This window comes from Rhizobium aethiopicum (assembly GCF_900094625.1).
GTDB classification, from domain to species: domain Bacteria; phylum Pseudomonadota; class Alphaproteobacteria; order Rhizobiales; family Rhizobiaceae; genus Rhizobium; species Rhizobium aethiopicum.
In genome coordinates this window covers 342,426-359,517 of the sequence record NZ_FMAJ01000001.1, presented here as the reverse complement: position 1 = coordinate 359,517, position 17,092 = coordinate 342,426, and the positions used below count along the sequence as shown (strand labels likewise).

The window sequence follows — 17,092 nt, the reverse complement described above, 5'->3', positions numbered from 1 at the left end:
AAGTGCCGATCGGTTTTCCCCGAAAAACGCGAAGCAGCTTTCCCAGGAATTGCGCGAGACAAATCGAAGTAAACCTCTTGAAGTGAAGGCAGCCGCCCATGATCCCGCGTTATTCCCGGCCCGAAATGGTCGCCATCTGGTCTCCGGAAACCAAGTTCCGCATCTGGTTCGAGATCGAGGCGCATGCCTGCGACGCGCTGGCCGAGCTCGGCGTCATTCCGAAATCGGCGGCAAGGACGATCTGGGAGAAAGGCGGCGCCGCCACCTTCGACGTCGCCCGCATCGATGAGATCGAGGCCGTCACCAAGCACGACGTCATCGCCTTCCTCACCCATCTCGCCGAGATCGTCGGCCCGGATGCACGCTTCGTCCATCAGGGCATGACCTCGTCAGACGTGCTCGACACCTGCTTCAACGTTCAGCTCGTGCGCGCCACCGACATCCTTATCGCCGATCTCGACCGGCTGCTTGCAGCACTGAAAACCCGTGCCTTCGAATACAAGGACACGGTCACCATCGGCCGCTCGCACGGCATCCATGCCGAGCCCACCACCTTCGGCGTCAAGCTGGCGCTTGCCTATGCGGAATTCGAGCGCTGCCGCCAGCGCCTGGTCGCTGCCCGCGAGGAAGTCGCGACCTGCGCCATCTCGGGCGCCGTCGGCACCTTCGCCAATATCGATCCGCGCGTCGAGGAGCATGTGGCCGAAGCCTTGGGCCTGAAGGCCGAGCCGGTCTCGACTCAGGTCATCCCGCGCGACCGCCACGCCATGTATTTCGCCATCCTCGGCGTCGTCGCCTCATCCATCGAACGGCTGGCGACCGAAATCCGCCACCTGCAGCGCACCGAGGTGCTGGAGGCGGAAGAATATTTCTCGCCCGGCCAGAAGGGCTCTTCGGCCATGCCGCACAAGCGTAACCCGGTGCTGACCGAAAACTTGACCGGCCTTGCCCGCATGGTCCGCTCCTATGCCATGCCGGCCATGGAAAACGTCGCCCTGTGGCACGAGCGCGATATCTCTCACTCCTCGGTCGAACGCATGATCGGCCCGGACGCCACAGTCACCCTCGACTTCGCCCTGGCACGACTGGCCGGCGTCGTCGAAAAGCTGCTGGTCTACCCTGAGAACATGGAGAAGAACCTCAACAAGTTCCGCGGCCTCGTCCACTCCCAGCGCGTCCTCCTGGCGCTGACCCAGGCCGGCACCTCCCGTGAAGACGCTTATCGCCTCGTGCAGCGCAATGCCATGAAGGTGTGGGAACAGGGCAAGGATTTCCTGGAGGAACTGCTTGCTGATGCTGAGGTTCGCGCCGCACTTTCCGAGGAGGATATTCGGGAGAAGTTCGATCTCGGTTATCACACGAAGCATGTGGATACGATCTTCCGCCGCGTCTTCGGCAACGCTTGAGCAGGCTGCAGCGATACACGGCGTCTTGCAGCGCGGCGACGTCGTCTCGGCCTTGTGCCGAGGATCTGCGCCGACCCAATTAAGACGAGGAAATCGCGGTGGTTAGATGCTCGGCACAACGCCGAGCATGACGAGGGAGACTTTTTCAACAGTCTGACGGCGCCTCGCAGGCGCCGTTTTGATTTATGCCTTTGTCATTTTGTGTTGCAGAGTGGATGATGGTTAGCTTTTCTCAAGCGGCCGCTGCTTCTGCTTAGATGTTTTGGCAGAACGTTTGTCCGCCTCTGCCTTCTTCGGCGGTGGCGTCGCTTGAGCGGCCTCCGTCGTCCGGCACGCCTCTGTCTCACCCCTGCCTTTGGCAGCCTTGGCGACAAGCCGGTCGAGATGCTTCAGCTCGTCTTCGTCGAGATGTTCGATGCCGATGAAGCGGTTCTCCGCATGGCTCGTCAGAATAATTTCGTTGAGCTTCGCCTGGATCGCCCGCGTGTCGCGCGTCTGAGCGTTCTGCAGCACGAACACCATCAGGAATGTGATGATCGTCGTACCGGTGTTGATGATGAGCTGCCAGGTTTCCGAATAGTCGAAGAACGGGCCGAGCACGGCCCAGACGACGACGACGCTCAGCGCCAGGATGAAGACGACGGGTTTGCCCGCCCATTCCGATGTCTTGCTTGCGAAGCGGGCGAACAGATGCTTCATCGTCACCTCTCAAAGTCCCACTCAAAGCCGGCATTAGATAACGCGGGAAGAAGTCTCGAGGTTCCGGAAACGAGGCCAGGTCCGGGATTGCGGGGATCGCGACGGTCGCGATCCCCGGAAAGCTGCGATCACGCGGGCTCGCGCGCAATCAGCTTCCTATAGAGATGCCAGGTCGCATGGCCGAGGATCGGGATGACCAGCGCAAGTCCGGCAAAGACCGGGATGGTGCCGACGACGAGCAGCGCTGCGACGATCAGGCCCCAAAGCAGCACCGGCACCGGATTGATGACCGTCGCACGGATCGAGGTCACGACGGCGGCAACCGCACCGACGTCGCGGTCGAGCAGCAGCGGAAAAGTGATGACTGAAATCGCCAGCACGACGAGCGCGAAGCCGAAGCCGATGAGATTGCCCCAGATGATCAGCTGCAGGCCCTGGGCCGTGGCGAAGACCTGGCGGGTGAAATCCGTCATGGTGCGGGGAAAGACGTCGCCGAGAAGACTGGTGTACAGCGTCTGGGCCGTCACCAGCCAGACGACGAAAAGTCCAAAGAGCATCAGCCCAACCGCGACGATCGACGGCAGCGCCGGCGAATGGCGTACCTCGAGCGCGTGCTTCCATGACGTATCGAGGCCTTCCTCGCGCCGGCGGCTGATTTCGTAGAGGCCGATTGCCGCGATCGGGCCGATCAGCACAAATCCGGACATCAGCGGGAAGACCATCGGCAGAAGGTTGGCCCCGGAGGTCCACAGCGTCAGGAAGACGCCGGCGATCGGATACATCAGGCACAGGAACACGTAATGGGAAGGTTTCTCACTGAAATCATCGAGCCCGCGCTTCAGCGCATCGAAGACGTCGGCGATGCCGATGCGATTGATCACGGGCCGCGCAAAGTTTTCGCTGGCACCCGTCATGACATGAAATGCCGCCATGGCTTTCTCCTCCTCAGCCGAGACTTGGTCGGCGGCGGACACGCATCGGGGGCAAGCCGATACGAAATCCGCAACCGGCACTGGAGCAACATAACAAATTTCAGCGCCCGTGTCGCTCTCTCCCTTGCCGCCCCCTCTTGACATCTTGGACGGGCTTTCTCACATCGGCGGCACTATGAAAGCCTCAGACGCAGATATCCTCATCATTCCCGGCTATACCAATTCCGGCCCCGGCCATTGGCAGAGCCGCTGGGAGGCAAAGCTCAGCACGGCGCGGCGCGTCGAACAGGCCGAATGGACGAAACCGGTCCGCGAGGACTGGATCGCCCGCATAGCCGAAGAGGTGAACGCCTCGACCCGCCCGGTCGTTCTCGTCGCCCATTCGCTCGGCGTACCTTCGGCGATCCACGCCATCCCGCATTTCCGCAAGCGGGTAGCAGGCGCATTCTTCGTCGCCCCGCCCGATGTCACCAATCCCGACATTCGTCCACGGCACCTGATGACCTTCGGGCCCTACCCGCGCGATCCGCTGCCCTTCCCGTCGATCACCGTTGCCAGCCGCAACGACCCGTTCGGCAGCTACGACCACGCTGACGATATCGCCAGCAGCTGGGGTTCCTTCCTCGTCGATGCCGGCGAGGCAGGGCATATCAATGCAGATTCCGGTCACGGCCCGTGGCCCGAAGGAACCATGGTCTTCGCCCAGTTCCTGAGCCGTCTCTCTGCCGATTGAGGAAAACTCGCGTTCTCGCTAATTGAGCAGTTTCTTTCTAAGTCTTTCTTAATGGAATGACACCAGACTGCGCCGGGATGAATAAGCGAGAATGCCCGTGAAGAAAGCCCATCCAGAGGCCGATGATCCGCATGGCGATACCGCAGCGGTTGAGGCAGGCGTCAACGGGGCGATAGCCGGCGACTTAGACCTGGCGGAACGCGAAAGCCGCTGGAACCATGCGCTCGTCGGCTCGGGACTGGGCGTGTGGGACCACAACTTCCGTCTCGGCAGGAAATACTACTCGCCCACGTGGAAAACCATCCGTGGAATGGCACCCGACGAGCACGTCGTCGGCGACTACGACGCCTGGCTGCAGCTCGTCCATCCCGACGACCGCGATTTCGTCGCGCATGCCATCGAGCGGCAGAACGCCGGCGACCCGGAATATCAGATCTTCGAGTATCGCGAACGCCACAGGGACGGCCACTGGCTCTGGATCGACTGTCGCGGCGCCTGCGTGGAATGGGATGAAAATGGCGTGCCGACACGCATCGTCGGCACGGATATCGATATGACCGCCCGCAAGGAGGCCGAGGAGACACTGTCGCGTCTGTCGCGCCGGCTCGACCTGGCACTGGCGATTTCCCGCATCGGCGTCTTCGAGGCCGATATCGAGAATGATACTGTCGAATGGGACGATCGCCTCATCTCCATTTACGGCCTGCAGGGCGCCCCGCACCAGATCGCAGGCGATGCCTGGGCGAAAAGCCTCCATCCCGATGATCGCGAGCGCGTGCTTGGCCTGGCCGGACGCAGCGTCGAAAGCGGCAGCGATTTCCAGCAGGAATATCGCATTATCCGCGGCGACGGCGCGGAGCGCATTATCCGCGCCCGCTCGGCCTTTTTCGTCGACGGCAACGGCCACCGCAAGCTGATCGGCGCCAACTGGGACGTCACCGAGGACGTCGCACTCCGCAACGAGCTGCAGCGCGCCAAGGACCTGGCAGAGGCCCGCAACCGCGAGCTCGAGGCCGCGAAGGAGAGCATCGAGCGCCTGGCGCTGCACGATTATCTCACCGACCTCCCGAACCGGCGCTATCTCGACAAGATGCTGGACGAACGCTCGGCCGAATGTCGCGCCAAGGGCCTTGCCCTGGCGATCCTGCATATCGATCTCGACCGCTTCAAGCAGATCAACGACACGCTTGGCCATCGGGCCGGCGACACCATGCTGCAGCACGCGGCAAGCGTGCTGATTAATTCCGTCCGCACCGGCGATTTCGTCGCCCGCATCGGCGGTGATGAATTCGTCATCCTCTGCACCGTCGATGCGGCATCGAAGAAAATCGGTAGCCTTGCCCAGCGTATCATTCGCGAATTGCGCAAACCCGTCAGATATGAGGGGCACGATTGCCGTTTCGGCGCAAGCATCGGCATCGCCATCGACGGCGGACCGAAGCTGGACGCCAAGCAGACGCTGCTCGATGCCGATATCGCACTCTATCGCGCCAAGGGCCTCGGCCGCAACCGCTTCGAATTCTTCTCGGCATCGGCCCGCCGCGACGTCGTCTCCGCCAAGCAGCTCGCCGACGAGATCCTGATCGGCCTCGAACGCAGCGAGTTCGTGCCCTTCTACCAGCTGCAGTTCAATGCCCGTACCCTCGACATCACGGGCCTCGAGACGCTCGCCCGCTGGCAACACCCCGTACACGGGCTGCTGGCGCCGGACCGCTTTCTCGAAATCGCCGAAGATCTCGACGTCGTCTCGACAATCGACGCCCTGATCCTGGAGCGCGCGCTGGCCGACCGCCGCGCCTGGATCAAGGAGGGGCTGTCGATCCCGAAAATATCGGTCAACGTTTCCGCCCGGCGGCTGGCCGATCCCGATCTGGGCAAGAAGCTCCGCACCCTGAAGATCGAACCCGGCACCATCGCCTTCGAACTGCTGGAATCGATCTCGCTCGACGATTGCGACGAAGCGGTGGCCGCCAACCTCAAGAAGCTGCGCAAGCTCGGCATCGACATCCAGATCGACGACTTCGGCACCGGCCACGCATCGATCGTCAGCCTGCTGCGCCTGAGCCCGAAGACACTGAAGATCGACCGCGAGCTGATCCGCATGCTGCCGCAATCGTCCGAGCAGCGCAAACTGGTGGGCTCGATCATCGATATTGGCCGCTCGCTCAACATCCTCGTCATTGCCGAGGGCGTCGAGACGGCTGATCATATCCGCATTCTGCAGGAACTCGATTGCGACACGCTGCAGGGTTATGCGCTCGCCCGGCCGATGCCGGCCATGCAGATTCCCTCCTTCATCCGCGCCGGAAGCTGGCGCCCCGGGCTGACTGCCGCTCGCGCCTTGCAGACCCATCTTCGCCGCGCACTGCCAAGCAGAGCCGCCAAATAAAACCTGTATAAGCGGCCCGCCATTTCGCCTTCATTCCACCGTACAGGGAAAGGCGCTAAACTTGTCTGGCGCATTCATTCGATTCTCTGAGCGGCATTCCGAAAAATTCGAAAGCCGGCGCCAGGAATTTCGGAAACCGAGGAAGGAGTGACAGGCGGATTGTGAAAGCCGCTCTTTTCCTTTAAGGGGACGCCACGAGATCGATCCACCGCGCCATCCCAAGAGCGCCAACAACAGAGAATGACCACGATGAACCGTCGCCGCCGTATCTACGAGGGCAAGGCAAAGATTCTGTATGAGGGTCCGGAACCGGGCACTTTGATCCAGTTCTTCAAGGACGATGCCACTGCCTTCAACAAGAAGAAACACGAAGTCATCGACGGCAAGGGCGTCCTCAACAATCGTATTTCCGAATATATCTTCAGCCATCTGAACAAGATCGGCATTCCCACGCATTTCATCCGCCGGCTCAACATGCGCGAGCAGTTGATCAAGGAAGTGGAAATGATTCCGCTCGAGATCGTCGTGCGCAATGTCGCCGCCGGGTCTCTCGCCAAGCGCTTGGGCATCGAGGAAGGCGTCGTGCTGCCGCGCTCGATCATCGAATTCTATTACAAATCCGATGCGCTCGACGATCCGATGGTCTCCGAAGAACACATCACCGCTTTCGGCTGGGCTAATCCCGCCGAGCTCGACGACATCATGGCGCTCGCCATCCGCGTTAACGACTTCATGACCGGCCTCTTCCTCGGCGTCGGCATCCAGCTCGTCGATTTCAAGATCGAATGCGGCCGCCTCTTCGAAGGCGATCTGATGCGCATCATCCTCGCTGACGAGATCTCGCCGGACAGCTGCCGGCTCTGGGATATCGAAACCCGCGAGAAGATGGACAAGGACCGCTTCCGCCGCGACCTCGGTGGCTTGCTCGAAGCCTATTCCGAAGTCGCTCGCCGCCTCGGCATCATCAATGAAAACGAGCCCGTGCGCGGCACCGGCCCCGTTTTGGTTAAGTAAAAACGTCTCGTCAAGTAAGGCAGGAAAGACAAAGTGATTAAGGCTCGTGTCACAGTCACGCTGAAAAACGGCGTTCTCGATCCGCAGGGCAAGGCTATCGAAGGCGCCCTCGGCGCCCTCGGCTTTTCGGGCGTCGGCCATATCAGACAGGGCAAGGTCTTCGACCTGGAGCTGGAAAGCGCCGACAAGGCCAAGGCCGAGGCCGACCTCAAGGCTATGTGCGAAAAACTGCTCGCCAATACGGTGATCGAGAACTACGCGATCGCGATCGACTGACGATCGCGGGCCTGCCCCGCACAGGCCATAAGGACCAGGCGTCATGGTGGAAGCAAAGCTGGAGACGGAAGTCTCGAAATTCATGAGCTATGTTTTGCGCCATGCGCCGGATGCCGCTGGCCTGACGCTCGATCTCGAAGGATGGGTATCCTTCGATGCGCTCGCAAAGGCGGTGACGTCGAAATACGACGTGTCTCGCGCCGATATTGTCGAGATCATCGAGAACAGTCCGAAGAAGCGCTTTGCGCTCGTCGATGACAGAATTCGTGCCAATCAAGGCCACAGCGTCGGCGTCGATCTGGCATTGAAGGCGGTCGAGCCGCCTGATGTCCTCTTTCACGGCACGTCAAGGACAAGCTGGCCCTCGATCGAGCGCGAAGGCCTGAAGAAGATGGAGCGGCACCACGTCCATCTCTCAGCGGATATCGAAAGCGCGAAAATCGTCGCCACGCGCCGTAAGGGCGATTCTATCATCCTGCGTGTCGACGCAGCCGCCATGTTTTCTAAGGGCCATTCTTTCTTTGTCTCCGACAATGGAGTATGGCTCGCCGAAAGCGTTCCAGTTCAATTTCTTTCGCTAAACGCAGGCACCCCATGAAATCAGCCGTCGTTCAACTTCCGGGCCTCAACCGCGACCGCGACATGATCGCGGCCTTGACCAAGATCTCCGGCCGCGAGCCAGTGACAATCTGGCAGACGGAAACCGAGATTCCGGATGTCGATCTGATTGTGATCCCCGGCGGCTTCTCCTATGGCGATTACCTGCGTTGCGGCGCGATCGCCGCGCGTATGCCGGTCATGCAGGCGATCATCGACAAGGCTGCAAAGGGCGTGAAGGTGCTCGGCGTCTGCAACGGCTTCCAGATTCTCGTCGAGGCGGGCCTGCTGCCGGGCGCGCTGATGCGCAACGCCTCTTTGAAATTCGTCTGCCGCGAGATCAAACTCGAAGTCGTCAATGCCGAGACGGATTTCACCCGCGCCTACGCGCAAGGGCAGGTCATCCGCTGCCCTGTTGCCCATCATGACGGCAATTATTTCGCCGACGAAGCCACTCTGGCGAAGATCGAAGGCAATGGCCAGGTTGTCTTCCGTTATGCTGAAGGCAGCAATCCGAACGGCTCGCTCAACGACATCGCCGCGGTCATGAACGAAAAGGGCAACGTGCTCGGCATGATGCCGCATCCGGAAAACCTGATCGAAGCCGCCCATGGCGGTTCGGACGGCCGTGGCCTCTTCGCCTCGGCGCTCGACGTCATCGCCGCCTGAACCCGCCTGGATGCATCCTGCTCGCTGGCGTGATGCGGGCAAGGACGTGCAAGCCTTCACCCTGGAGCAAGACCATGCGCCCCCGCCTCTCCATCGTAAACGCCGCCTTGTCGACTGTTCTCGCAGCCATGCTGGCTGCCTGCCAGTCGCCGGCTCCGGTAACGGCGCCGAACCGTGGCGCGCTGCCGACGATGGAGCGGGTGGCGCTTGGCGCGAACGCCTGCTGGTTCAAATCGGGCGATCCGGCTTTCGCTGCTTATAAGCTCGCGCCGGAACTTAATTCCTTCACCGGCCGCCCCCGCATCTTGCTTGTTCACAAGGGCAGCCCGGAAAGCCGGCCATTGCTCGTCGTGCAGGCCGAGGGCAGCCCGGCGCGTCTTCAAGCCTTCGGCCCAATGATGCAGGAGCCGGTGGCAGGTCGCATCGCCGGCGACGTCAATCGCTGGTCGGCTGGCAATAAGGCCTGCAGCTAACCAGCTGCGCCGCCGAGGCGATCAGTCCCAGAAAAACGACTTGCTGACCTCACGCGCCGCGTCCGACTGCGATACGCCAATATCCTTGAGCTCGCTCGCCGTCAGGCCCCTTAGTGCCCGGCGGCCTTCCCGCTTCTGATGCCAGAGAAGAATTGCAGACCAGATCCGGCCTAAACGCGTCGTCGTATTTGCGGGCACGGGCTGCACGACAACCTGCCGCCGGTCGTCGAAGGAGACAATCGGTACAATCGGCATTTTGATCTCGGGTAAGGCGGACATTCCAGGAATCCTCTTGCGGTTGCCTTGGAATTGACTCTTACGCTTGACAGGTACAATGTGACAATATAAGCAATTGTCACCATGACAAATTGGCTCCCTGATCTCTCCCGCGGTTCCGGCCCGGTCTATCTCCGGCTTGCCGACAGCATCGAATCCGCCATTGCGAGCGGCGCCCTGCCCGCCGGCAGCAAATTGCCACCGCAGCGCAACCTCGCCTACGATATCGGCGTGACGATCGGCACGATCGGCCGCGCCTATGCGCTGGTGCACGAGCGCGGCCTCGTTGCCGGCGAGGTCGGGCGCGGAACCTATGTGCTGAACCGAGCCGAGACGCCGCCTGGCGAACAGATCGATCCGATGGCCGTCTCGCTCGGCGGCACCCGCTTCCAGGATGCGCCGGCCAATAAGATCCGCTTCGACACCACTGCTGCTCCCGACCTCGGCCAGGGCAAGATCATAGCGGGCATTCTGGCGGAGATCGGCGAACAGCATCTCGCAGAGATTTCGTCCTACTCCCGGAGCTTCCCCCCGAACTGGTTCGAAGCCGGACGTCGCTGGCTTGCCCGCAGCGGCTGGACACCGGAAGTCGAAAATATCGTGCCGACGCTCGGCGCTCATGCGGCGGCGATAGCCGTTATCGGCGCCGTCTCGGCTCCAGGCGATAAGATCGTCTTCGAAAATCTCAGCTACACGCAGGTCAGCCGCAGCGCCCGCCTTCTTGGTCGCCGCACGGTGACAGTCGATTCGGATGAACACGGCATGATCCCCGAGGATTTCGAGCGGCTCTGCCAGCAGCAGCATCCGAAGCTCGCTTTCCTGATGCCGACCGTTCATAACCCGACAGTGGCGATCATGCCCTATGAGCGTCGTGCTGCTATCGCCGGCATAGCCAGGAAACACGGCGTCTGGTTGATTGAGGACGACCTTTATGGCGGCATGGCCGACGACGATACGCCGCTGCTTGCGGCACTTGCGCCCGATCGCACCTTTCTCGTCAACGGCCTGTCGAAATCAGTCGCCGCCGGCGTACGCGGCGGCTGGGTTGCCTGCCCGCCGCATTTTGCCCAGCGCATCAAGGTAACGCACAGGATGATCACGGGCGGCCTGCCCTTCATCCTGGCCGAGACCTGTGCACGGCTCGTCGAAAGTGGCGCTGCGCATGAGATTCGCAAGGCGAGTGTCGAGGAGCTTTCCCGCCGCACCCAGCTCGCTCGCAAGCACCTGCATGGTTTCGATTTCGCATCGCACCTGCACGCACCTTTCCTCTGGCTGAAGCTGCCGGAGCCCTGGATGTCCGGCACCTTCAAGAACGCCGCCTTCCGCGACGGCGTGCTGGTCGACGACGAGGACGAGTTCAAGACGGCACGCGGCGAGAAAACCTATCACCGGGTTCGCGTTGGCTTCTCCTCGCCGAAGACGGGACAAGAGTTGATAGCGGGCCTGATGATCCTGCGCCGGCTGTTGGAAAATGGCGGCTCCGCCTATGACGGCGAAATATGACCTGTTGCAAATACACGTCATAGTTCCAAAAAAACATCCGTGGTGAATCGCGATGCTTTACCACCTGAACGGCCGTGGTACCTCTTGATCATCCCCCGTGGGAATCAAAGGACAGCAGATGAAGATCGACTTCGGCAGGGTCGCTCTGCGCTTTTTGAGTACAGCGTCAGTGGCAGCGGTAATCGGCTTTTTCGCCATGACCGGCTCCGCAAGTGCAGGTGAGCAAATATTCGACGAATTGCGCTTCGGCGTTTCAGCTTCGGTTCAATCGGGGCACTCCAGGGAAAACGGCGTCTTTCCTGAAATTACCGCCCTCTTCGATCCCTTCGGCTATGATGAGACGGTCGGCTGGCAGCAGTTGCTGCATCCACGTGTCCATGTCGGCACCTCGATCGGCACAGCGGGTGAAGCCACGCAGTTCTTCACCGGCTTCACCTGGACCGTTGATTTCAACGAGAAGCTGTTTGCCGAAGCCGGTTTCGGCGGTGTCATCCACACCGGCGATCTCGATGACGATGATGACGGACCGGGACTCGGCTGTCGCGTCCTCTTTCACGAATATGTGGGCGCCGGTTATCGTTTCACCCGCAATTGGAACGTGATGGCCCAGATCGCCCACTCCTCCCATGCCAATCTCTGTGATGGACCGAACGACGGCATGACGCGCGCCGGCCTGCAGATCGGCTACAAGTTCTGATCGCTCGCTCTTTTGTCGAAAACTCTGCCCGCCCTCTGTTGACGGCGGGCATTTTCCTGTCGCGCGTCGCCGCTACATAAGCTAAAGACAGCGCAAAACGCGCCAGGGACTCTCCGCTCATGACCATTCCAAACACCATGCCGATCACGCCGGAACTCATTGCGGGCCATGGCCTGAAGCCGGACGAGTACCAGCGCATTCTGGATCTGATCGGCCGCGAGCCGACCTTTACGGAACTCGGCATCTTCTCGGCCATGTGGAACGAGCACTGCTCCTACAAATCCTCGAAGAAGTGGCTGCGCACGCTGCCGACCAAGGGACCGCGCGTCATCCAGGGCCCGGGCGAGAATGCCGGCGTGGTCGATATCGACGATGGCGATTGCGTGGTTTTCAAGATGGAGAGCCACAATCACCCCTCCTACATCGAACCCTATCAGGGTGCGGCGACCGGCGTCGGCGGCATCCTGCGCGACGTCTTCACCATGGGCGCGCGCCCGATCGCCGCGATGAATGCTCTGCGCTTCGGCGAGCCGGATCACCCGAAGACCCGCCATCTCGTCTCCGGGGTCGTCTCCGGCGTCGGCGGTTATGGCAATTCCTTCGGCGTGCCGACGGTCGGCGGTGAAGTCGAGTTCGACGCGCGCTACAACGGCAACATTCTCGTCAACGCCTTTGCCGCTGGCATTGCGAAATCCAACGCCATCTTCCTCTCCGAAGCCAAGGGCGTCGGTCTTCCGGTCGTCTATCTTGGCGCCAAGACCGGCCGCGATGGCGTTGGCGGTGCGACGATGGCTTCGGCCGAGTTCGACGAATCGATCGAAGAGAAGCGCCCGACCGTTCAGGTCGGCGACCCCTTCACCGAAAAGTGCCTGCTCGAAGCCTGCCTCGAACTGATGCAGACCGGGGCTGTTATCGCCATCCAGGACATGGGTGCCGCCGGCCTCACCTGCTCGGCCGTCGAAATGGGCGCCAAGGGCGATCTCGGCATCCTGCTCGAACTCGACAAGGTGCCGGTCCGTGAAGAAAGGATGACCGCCTATGAGATGATGCTGTCGGAAAGCCAGGAGCGCATGCTCATGGTGCTGCAGCCGGAGAAGGAAGAGGAAGCCAAGGCGATCTTCGTCAAATGGGGCCTCGACTTCGCGATCGTCGGCAGGACGACCGACGACCTGCGCTTCCGCGTCATGCATCAGGGCGAAGAAGTCGCCAACCTGCCGATCAAGGATCTCGGCGACCAGGCGCCGGAATATGACCGCCCCTGGCGCGAAGCCGGCAAGCCTGCGCCCCTGCCCGCCAATCTCGTCGCCGCTCCCAGGGATTACGGCCAGGCGCTACTTCAACTCGTCGGTTCGGCCAACCAGTCGAGCCGCCGCTGGGTCTACGAACAGTATGACACGCTGATCCAGGGCAATTCTCTGCAACTTCCCGGCGGCGACGCCGGCGTCGTGCGGGTCGACGGCCATAAGAGCAAGGCGCTTGCCTTCTCCTCCGACGTGACGCCGCGTTATGTCGAGGCCGATCCTTTCGAGGGCGGCAAGCAGGCCGTTGCCGAATGCTGGCGTAACATCACCGCAACCGGCGCCGAGCCGCTCGCCGCCACCGACAATCTCAACTTCGGCAACCCCGAAAAGCCTGAGATCATGGGCCAGTTCGTTCAAGCGGTGAAGGGCATCGGCGAAGCCTGCCGCGCGCTCGACTTTCCGATCGTCTCCGGCAACGTCTCGCTCTACAACGAGACCAATGGCGTCGCCATCCTGCCGACCCCGACGATCGCAGGTGTCGGCCTGCTGCCGGACTGGCGCAAGATGGCCCGCATCGGCAGCGCCAATGACGGCGACAAGGTGATCATGATCGGCGTGGACGGCAGCCATCTCGGCCAGTCCGTCTACCTGCGTGACGTGCTTTCCAGCCGCGAAGGTCCCGCACCTGAGGTCGATCTGTTCGCCGAGCGCCGCAACGGCGATTTCGTCCGCTCCGTTATCCGCAACGGCCAGGCGACCGCCTGCCATGACATTTCCTCGGGCGGCCTCGGCGTCGCGCTCGCCGAAATGGCCATGGCATCGGACAAGGGCCTGAAGATCGATCTCGGCGAGGGCAAGGGTGCGCCGCATGCGCTGCTCTTCGGTGAAGACCAGGCGCGCTACGTGCTGACGGTGCCAGCCGATGTCGCCGATTTCGTCTGCGCTAATGCCGAAGGTGCCGGCGTTCCCTTCCGCCGTCTCGGCACGGTCGGGGGATCGGCGCTGGTCGTCGGCGATCTCATCTCGCTGCCGATTCAGCAATTGCGCGATGCCCATGAATCGTGGTTCCCTGATTTCATGGAAGGCCGCGGCGAACTGGCCGCGGAATAATGCGCAAGGAGTAACGATCATGGCCATGAAACCCGGCGATATCGAAGACATGATCAAGGCTGGGATTCCCGGTGCCAAGGTGACGATCCGCGATCTGGCGGGCGACGGCGATCACTACGCCGCCGAAGTCGTCGCCGAAGCCTTCCGCGGCAAAAGCCGCGTGCAGCAGCACCAGATGGTCTACGAGGCGCTGAAGGGCAATATGGGCGGCGTGTTGCACGCGCTCGCGCTGCAGACCTCAGCGCCGGATTGACATCGCGCGAGTCGCGGCCGCCTTGAATTGGCGGATAACCATTTAGATCAGGGTGACACGCTGGCCCGCTGCGGCGGATCGCTTCACGGCGTCGATAACCTTCAAGGTTTCCAGTCCCTCACGTCCACTGACCAGCGGTTCTTCCTCGCCTCTGATGACCCTGCAAAACTGGCGTATCTGCAGGACGAGCGGATCCTCGTGCTCGATCTTGGAGCGATGACATTCGAACGGTTCCGTCCAGCCCCTGTTGCCGGGATTGCTCCACATGTTGAGTGACGGCACCGACAGCGACCCGTGGGTGCCGCCGATCATGTAGCAGGCCTCCTCAGTTTTAGGATAGGCAGGATTTTCGCCGGTCGTCATCTCCCAACTCCAGGGCGCGACGACGGAATCCGAAACGGAAGCAGAGCCGAGAATTCCGTTGCTGAACTCGATGAGGATCACCGCGGTCTCCTCAACCGCGTTCCCGCGAACTGCATTGGACTCGCGTGCCTGGACCGCCGTGATATCCCCGAACAAGTAGCGAAGGTTGTCGATGTCGTGGATCAGATTGAGAAAGACCGGCCCCGCGCCGCGTTCGCGCCGCCAGGAAATATCAAAGTATTCCTTCGGCTTGAATAGCCAGAACATCGCGTTCACGACCAGTATTCGCCCGAGCGTTCCGCTTTCGATGATCTGTTTAGCCTTCTGCATCATGGGATTATGTCGGCGATGATGCCCGGTCAGCAGTGGGACGCCTTTGGCCTCCGCTATCTGAACAAGCTTCTCGCCAGCGGCAATATCGTCGGCGATTGGCTTCTCGATCAAGGCCGGGATGCCGGCCTCTACCGCCTCAAAACCGTTTCTGACATGGATCTGGTTGGGCGTCGCGATGATGACGCCGTCAGGGCGCGCTACGGCGACCATTTCAGCGAAGCTCGAAAACCATTTGGCGCCGACCTCGCTTGCAATCGCCTCTCCAGCCGGTGTCGGATCGACGATCGCGACAAGCTCCGCAATCGGTTCGTCCAGCACGTGTTTGATGTGACGCCTTCCGATGAGCCCCGCGCCGAGGACCGCCAGCTTGACTGGGGGAGCCATAGTCAGTCCTTCTTCGGGGCCTTGAGCATCGTCGCGACGCGGCGAATTCCGAGCTGATAGCCTTCCGTACCAAGGCCGGCGATGACGCCGTCGGCGCGGTGGGAAACGAAGGAATGATGACGGAAGCTTTCGCGCTTATGCACGTTGGAGATATGGATCTCGATGACGGGACCCTCGAACGTGTTCAAGGCGTCGAGGATTGCAAGAGACGTGTGCGTGAATGCGGCTGGATTGATGACGATGCCGGCTCCGTCTTCGCGCGCTTCGTGGATCCAGTCGATGATTTCGTATTCACGGTTGCTCTGGTGGAAGCGGATTTCGTGGCCAAGTTCGGTGGCCAGTTTCCGGCAGTCTGCCTCGACGTCGGCCAGCGTCTCGTGACCGTAGATGTGAGGCTGACGCTTTCCAAGCAAGTTGAGATTTGGGCCGTTGAGAACATAGATCAGGCTCATTGTAATTGTCCTTGTGAGGGCGTTGCCAAGCTCAGGCGAACGCTATTTCCTGGAATGCGAAATCCGGATCGGATTCGTAAAGATCAGCCCGCAGCCCCAGCCGTCCCGCTTGAAGCGCGGGAGCCGCTACGCCGCGCGCGGCTTCGAGGACGGCCTTCAACAACTTCCGCTTCGTTTCTGCCGGCCGGCCAGGCGCGATGCGCACGATTATCTGGATGAAGTGATTGTCAGGATGCTCGTCGCCGACGCAGGAGAAGGTCGCCTCCCTCGCGAAGGTCCGCACGGCAGTGGGCTTGACCAGGCCCCCGTCCCGCACCCGATGGTGGACCGCTCTGGTCAATTCATCGATCGCCACCCGTTCGGCAGCACCCTGGCTATAGTCGATAATGATGTGCGGCAAGGCATGTCCTCCCGGTCAGGCGGTAGCTCGACACAATTCTTCGAAGTGGCGCGACATGCGTTCCGCATCCGGTTTTACACCCGTGAACAGTTCAAAGGCCGCCGCGGCCTGGAACACGGTCATGCCGCCGCCCGGCAAGGTCCGGCAACCCTTCTTTTCTGCCAAGGCCAGAAGTTCGGTCACGAGCGGCATGTAGACGATGTCGGCGACCCAGTGACGTGGATGAAGCCATTCCGGGTCGATCGGGAGACCCGGATGACTTCGCATGCCCGTCGGGGTAGCGTGGATCAGCCCATCCGCAGAATCGAGCGCCGCGCCGACGTCCCTGATCGGCTGCGCGCAGGTTCTTGAAAAGCGCCGGTTGAGCTGATCGGCAAGCGCAGCGGCGCGACTTGTGTCCTGGTCGAAGATCGAGAGCACCTCGATACCAAGCTTGATGGCCGCGTGCGCGACGGCAACCCCTGCGCCGCCGGCTCCGAGCAGGACGGCATGCGTTTTGGCAGCGCCGGGCATGCCGCGCTCGAAATTCCTATAGAAGCCGTACCAGTCCGTATTGTGCCCGATCCGCTTTCCGTCCCGAAGCACGACCGTGTTGACCGCTCCGAGCATCTCGGCGTCCTCGGACAGGCCGGTAAGATGCGCGATGACCGTCTGCTTGCACGGGTGCGTGATGTTGCTTCCTGCGAAGCCGCGATCACTAAGTTCCGCGAGCAGTTCGGGCAGCGCAGAAGCGGGTAGACTGCGTTCGGCGAGATCGACGAGTTCGTAACGGTAATCCAGCTTCAGGTGCCGCGCCTCGGTTTCATGAAGTGCGGGCGACTTCGACATCTGGATGTCGGCCCCGATGAGGCCGACGAGGAATTTATTGTTCATCGCAATATGCCCAATCGAC

Annotated in this window: 19 protein-coding genes; 12 read left to right on the top strand and 7 right to left on the bottom strand. The window is 61.4% G+C overall.

Features of this window, described 5'->3' with window-relative positions; all coding sequences use genetic code 11:
* Positions 1 to 98 precede the first annotated feature (98 nt).
* Positions 99 to 1,406, top strand: a complete 1,308-nt coding sequence (gene purB, locus GA0061105_RS01800) for an adenylosuccinate lyase (RefSeq protein ID WP_092747616.1) — start codon at positions 99 to 101, stop codon at positions 1,404 to 1,406.
* A gap of 222 nt (positions 1,407 to 1,628) precedes the next feature.
* Here purB and GA0061105_RS01795 read toward each other — a convergent pair whose 3' ends face one another.
* Positions 1,629 to 2,105, bottom strand: coding sequence for a low affinity iron permease family protein (locus GA0061105_RS01795; RefSeq protein ID WP_092747614.1), 477 nt, complete (start codon positions 2,103 to 2,105; stop codon positions 1,629 to 1,631).
* A gap of 128 nt (positions 2,106 to 2,233) precedes the next feature.
* A complete protein-coding gene (locus GA0061105_RS01790) occupies positions 2,234 to 3,037 on the bottom strand; it encodes a DUF2189 domain-containing protein (protein WP_064691746.1) in 804 nt (267 codons plus the stop codon).
* A gap of 175 nt (positions 3,038 to 3,212) precedes the next feature.
* Between GA0061105_RS01790 and GA0061105_RS01785 the strand changes: the two genes are divergently transcribed.
* The 7 genes from GA0061105_RS01785 (at position 3,213) to GA0061105_RS01755 (ending at position 9,188) form a co-directional block, all read left to right on the top strand.
* A complete protein-coding gene (locus GA0061105_RS01785) occupies positions 3,213 to 3,770 on the top strand; it encodes an RBBP9/YdeN family alpha/beta hydrolase (RefSeq protein ID WP_064691747.1) in 558 nt (185 codons plus the stop codon).
* A gap of 91 nt (positions 3,771 to 3,861) precedes the next feature.
* Positions 3,862 to 6,159, top strand: a complete 2,298-nt coding sequence (locus GA0061105_RS01780; RefSeq protein WP_092747612.1) for a putative bifunctional diguanylate cyclase/phosphodiesterase — start codon at positions 3,862 to 3,864, stop codon at positions 6,157 to 6,159.
* Positions 6,160 to 6,408: 249 nt separating this feature from the next.
* Positions 6,409 to 7,173: a phosphoribosylaminoimidazolesuccinocarboxamide synthase gene (gene purC, locus GA0061105_RS01775; RefSeq protein ID WP_008526002.1), complete on the top strand. Its 765-nt coding sequence runs from the start codon at positions 6,409 to 6,411 to the stop codon at positions 7,171 to 7,173.
* Positions 7,174 to 7,206: 33 nt separating this feature from the next.
* Positions 7,207 to 7,449: a phosphoribosylformylglycinamidine synthase subunit PurS gene (purS, locus tag GA0061105_RS01770; protein WP_064691749.1), complete on the top strand. Its 243-nt coding sequence runs from the start codon at positions 7,207 to 7,209 to the stop codon at positions 7,447 to 7,449.
* Positions 7,450 to 7,492: 43 nt separating this feature from the next.
* A complete protein-coding gene (locus tag GA0061105_RS01765) occupies positions 7,493 to 8,047 on the top strand; it encodes an RNA 2'-phosphotransferase (protein WP_092747610.1) in 555 nt (184 codons plus the stop codon).
* A complete protein-coding gene (gene purQ / locus GA0061105_RS01760; RefSeq protein WP_064691751.1) occupies positions 8,044 to 8,715 on the top strand; it encodes a phosphoribosylformylglycinamidine synthase subunit PurQ in 672 nt (223 codons plus the stop codon). The genes GA0061105_RS01765 and purQ overlap by 4 nt, the downstream gene beginning before the upstream one ends.
* 74 nt (positions 8,716 to 8,789) lie before the next feature.
* Positions 8,790 to 9,188, top strand: a complete 399-nt coding sequence (locus GA0061105_RS01755; RefSeq protein ID WP_092747608.1) for a hypothetical protein — start codon at positions 8,790 to 8,792, stop codon at positions 9,186 to 9,188.
* 21 nt (positions 9,189 to 9,209) lie between these two features.
* On the opposite strand, the gene GA0061105_RS01750 is transcribed toward GA0061105_RS01755, so the two are convergent.
* Positions 9,210 to 9,467 carry a DUF1127 domain-containing protein gene (locus tag GA0061105_RS01750; protein ID WP_064691753.1) on the bottom strand — a complete coding sequence of 86 codons (258 nt, stop codon included), beginning with the start codon at positions 9,465 to 9,467 and terminating at the stop codon, positions 9,210 to 9,212.
* An 81-nt stretch (positions 9,468 to 9,548) separates the two neighbouring features.
* On the opposite strand from GA0061105_RS01750, the gene GA0061105_RS01745 reads away from it, so the two are divergent.
* From GA0061105_RS01745 to GA0061105_RS01730, 4 genes are all read left to right on the top strand, one after another.
* On the top strand, positions 9,549 to 10,967 hold the full coding sequence (locus GA0061105_RS01745) for an aminotransferase-like domain-containing protein (protein WP_064691754.1): 1,419 nt from the start codon (positions 9,549 to 9,551) through the stop codon (positions 10,965 to 10,967).
* Between the two features lie 118 nt (positions 10,968 to 11,085).
* Positions 11,086 to 11,664: an acyloxyacyl hydrolase gene (locus GA0061105_RS01740; RefSeq protein WP_092747606.1), complete on the top strand. Its 579-nt coding sequence runs from the start codon at positions 11,086 to 11,088 to the stop codon at positions 11,662 to 11,664.
* 119 nt (positions 11,665 to 11,783) lie between these two features.
* Positions 11,784 to 14,015 (top strand): phosphoribosylformylglycinamidine synthase subunit PurL, encoded by a 2,232-nt coding sequence (purL, locus tag GA0061105_RS01735; RefSeq protein ID WP_092747604.1) that lies wholly within the window; start codon positions 11,784 to 11,786, stop codon positions 14,013 to 14,015.
* Positions 14,016 to 14,034: 19 nt separating this feature from the next.
* A complete protein-coding gene (locus GA0061105_RS01730) occupies positions 14,035 to 14,268 on the top strand; it encodes a BolA/IbaG family iron-sulfur metabolism protein (protein WP_004676237.1) in 234 nt (77 codons plus the stop codon).
* A gap of 42 nt (positions 14,269 to 14,310) precedes the next feature.
* On the opposite strand, the gene GA0061105_RS01725 is transcribed toward GA0061105_RS01730, so the two are convergent.
* Genes GA0061105_RS01725 through GA0061105_RS01710 form a run of 4 tightly spaced genes read right to left on the bottom strand, consistent with a single transcriptional unit; the run spans position 14,311 to position 17,073 of the window.
* A complete protein-coding gene (locus GA0061105_RS01725; RefSeq protein WP_092747602.1) occupies positions 14,311 to 15,348 on the bottom strand; it encodes a Gfo/Idh/MocA family protein in 1,038 nt (345 codons plus the stop codon).
* A gap of 2 nt (positions 15,349 to 15,350) precedes the next feature.
* On the bottom strand, positions 15,351 to 15,800 hold the full coding sequence (gene aroQ, locus GA0061105_RS01720) for a type II 3-dehydroquinate dehydratase (RefSeq protein ID WP_064691758.1): 450 nt from the start codon (positions 15,798 to 15,800) through the stop codon (positions 15,351 to 15,353).
* Between the two features lie 31 nt (positions 15,801 to 15,831).
* Complete coding sequence (locus tag GA0061105_RS01715; RefSeq protein ID WP_092747600.1) at positions 15,832 to 16,200, bottom strand: 5-carboxymethyl-2-hydroxymuconate Delta-isomerase; 369 nt, start codon at positions 16,198 to 16,200, stop codon at positions 15,832 to 15,834.
* Positions 16,201 to 16,215: 15 nt separating this feature from the next.
* Complete coding sequence (locus GA0061105_RS01710; protein WP_167358518.1) at positions 16,216 to 17,073, bottom strand: shikimate dehydrogenase; 858 nt, start codon at positions 17,071 to 17,073, stop codon at positions 16,216 to 16,218.
* Between the last annotated feature and the right edge of the window lie 19 nt (positions 17,074 to 17,092).

Bases quoted from the DNA above. Each gene is read 5' to 3' on its own strand.
- GA0061105_RS01765 (WP_092747610.1), top strand. From the start codon at position 7,493: ATGGTGGAAGCAAAGCTGGAGACGGAAGTCTCGAAATTCATGAGCTAT.
- GA0061105_RS01750 (WP_064691753.1), bottom strand. From the start codon at position 9,467: ATGTCCGCCTTACCCGAGATCAAAATGCCGATTGTACCGATTGTCTCC.
- GA0061105_RS01725 (WP_092747602.1), bottom strand. From the start codon at position 15,348: ATGGCTCCCCCAGTCAAGCTGGCGGTCCTCGGCGCGGGGCTCATCGGA.
- GA0061105_RS01780 (WP_092747612.1), top strand. From the start codon at position 3,862: ATGCCCGTGAAGAAAGCCCATCCAGAGGCCGATGATCCGCATGGCGAT.
- purL (WP_092747604.1), top strand. From the start codon at position 11,784: ATGACCATTCCAAACACCATGCCGATCACGCCGGAACTCATTGCGGGC.
- GA0061105_RS01795 (WP_092747614.1), bottom strand. From the start codon at position 2,105: ATGAAGCATCTGTTCGCCCGCTTCGCAAGCAAGACATCGGAATGGGCG.
- GA0061105_RS01790 (WP_064691746.1), bottom strand. From the start codon at position 3,037: ATGGCGGCATTTCATGTCATGACGGGTGCCAGCGAAAACTTTGCGCGG.
- GA0061105_RS01785 (WP_064691747.1), top strand. From the start codon at position 3,213: ATGAAAGCCTCAGACGCAGATATCCTCATCATTCCCGGCTATACCAAT.
- purQ (WP_064691751.1), top strand. From the start codon at position 8,044: ATGAAATCAGCCGTCGTTCAACTTCCGGGCCTCAACCGCGACCGCGAC.
- GA0061105_RS01755 (WP_092747608.1), top strand. From the start codon at position 8,790: ATGCGCCCCCGCCTCTCCATCGTAAACGCCGCCTTGTCGACTGTTCTC.
- aroQ (WP_064691758.1), bottom strand. From the start codon at position 15,800: ATGAGCCTGATCTATGTTCTCAACGGCCCAAATCTCAACTTGCTTGGA.
- GA0061105_RS01740 (WP_092747606.1), top strand. From the start codon at position 11,086: ATGAAGATCGACTTCGGCAGGGTCGCTCTGCGCTTTTTGAGTACAGCG.
- GA0061105_RS01745 (WP_064691754.1), top strand. From the start codon at position 9,549: ATGACAAATTGGCTCCCTGATCTCTCCCGCGGTTCCGGCCCGGTCTAT.
- GA0061105_RS01730 (WP_004676237.1), top strand. From the start codon at position 14,035: ATGGCCATGAAACCCGGCGATATCGAAGACATGATCAAGGCTGGGATT.
- purB (WP_092747616.1), top strand. From the start codon at position 99: ATGATCCCGCGTTATTCCCGGCCCGAAATGGTCGCCATCTGGTCTCCG.
- GA0061105_RS01710 (WP_167358518.1), bottom strand. From the start codon at position 17,073: ATGAACAATAAATTCCTCGTCGGCCTCATCGGGGCCGACATCCAGATG.
- purC (WP_008526002.1), top strand. From the start codon at position 6,409: ATGAACCGTCGCCGCCGTATCTACGAGGGCAAGGCAAAGATTCTGTAT.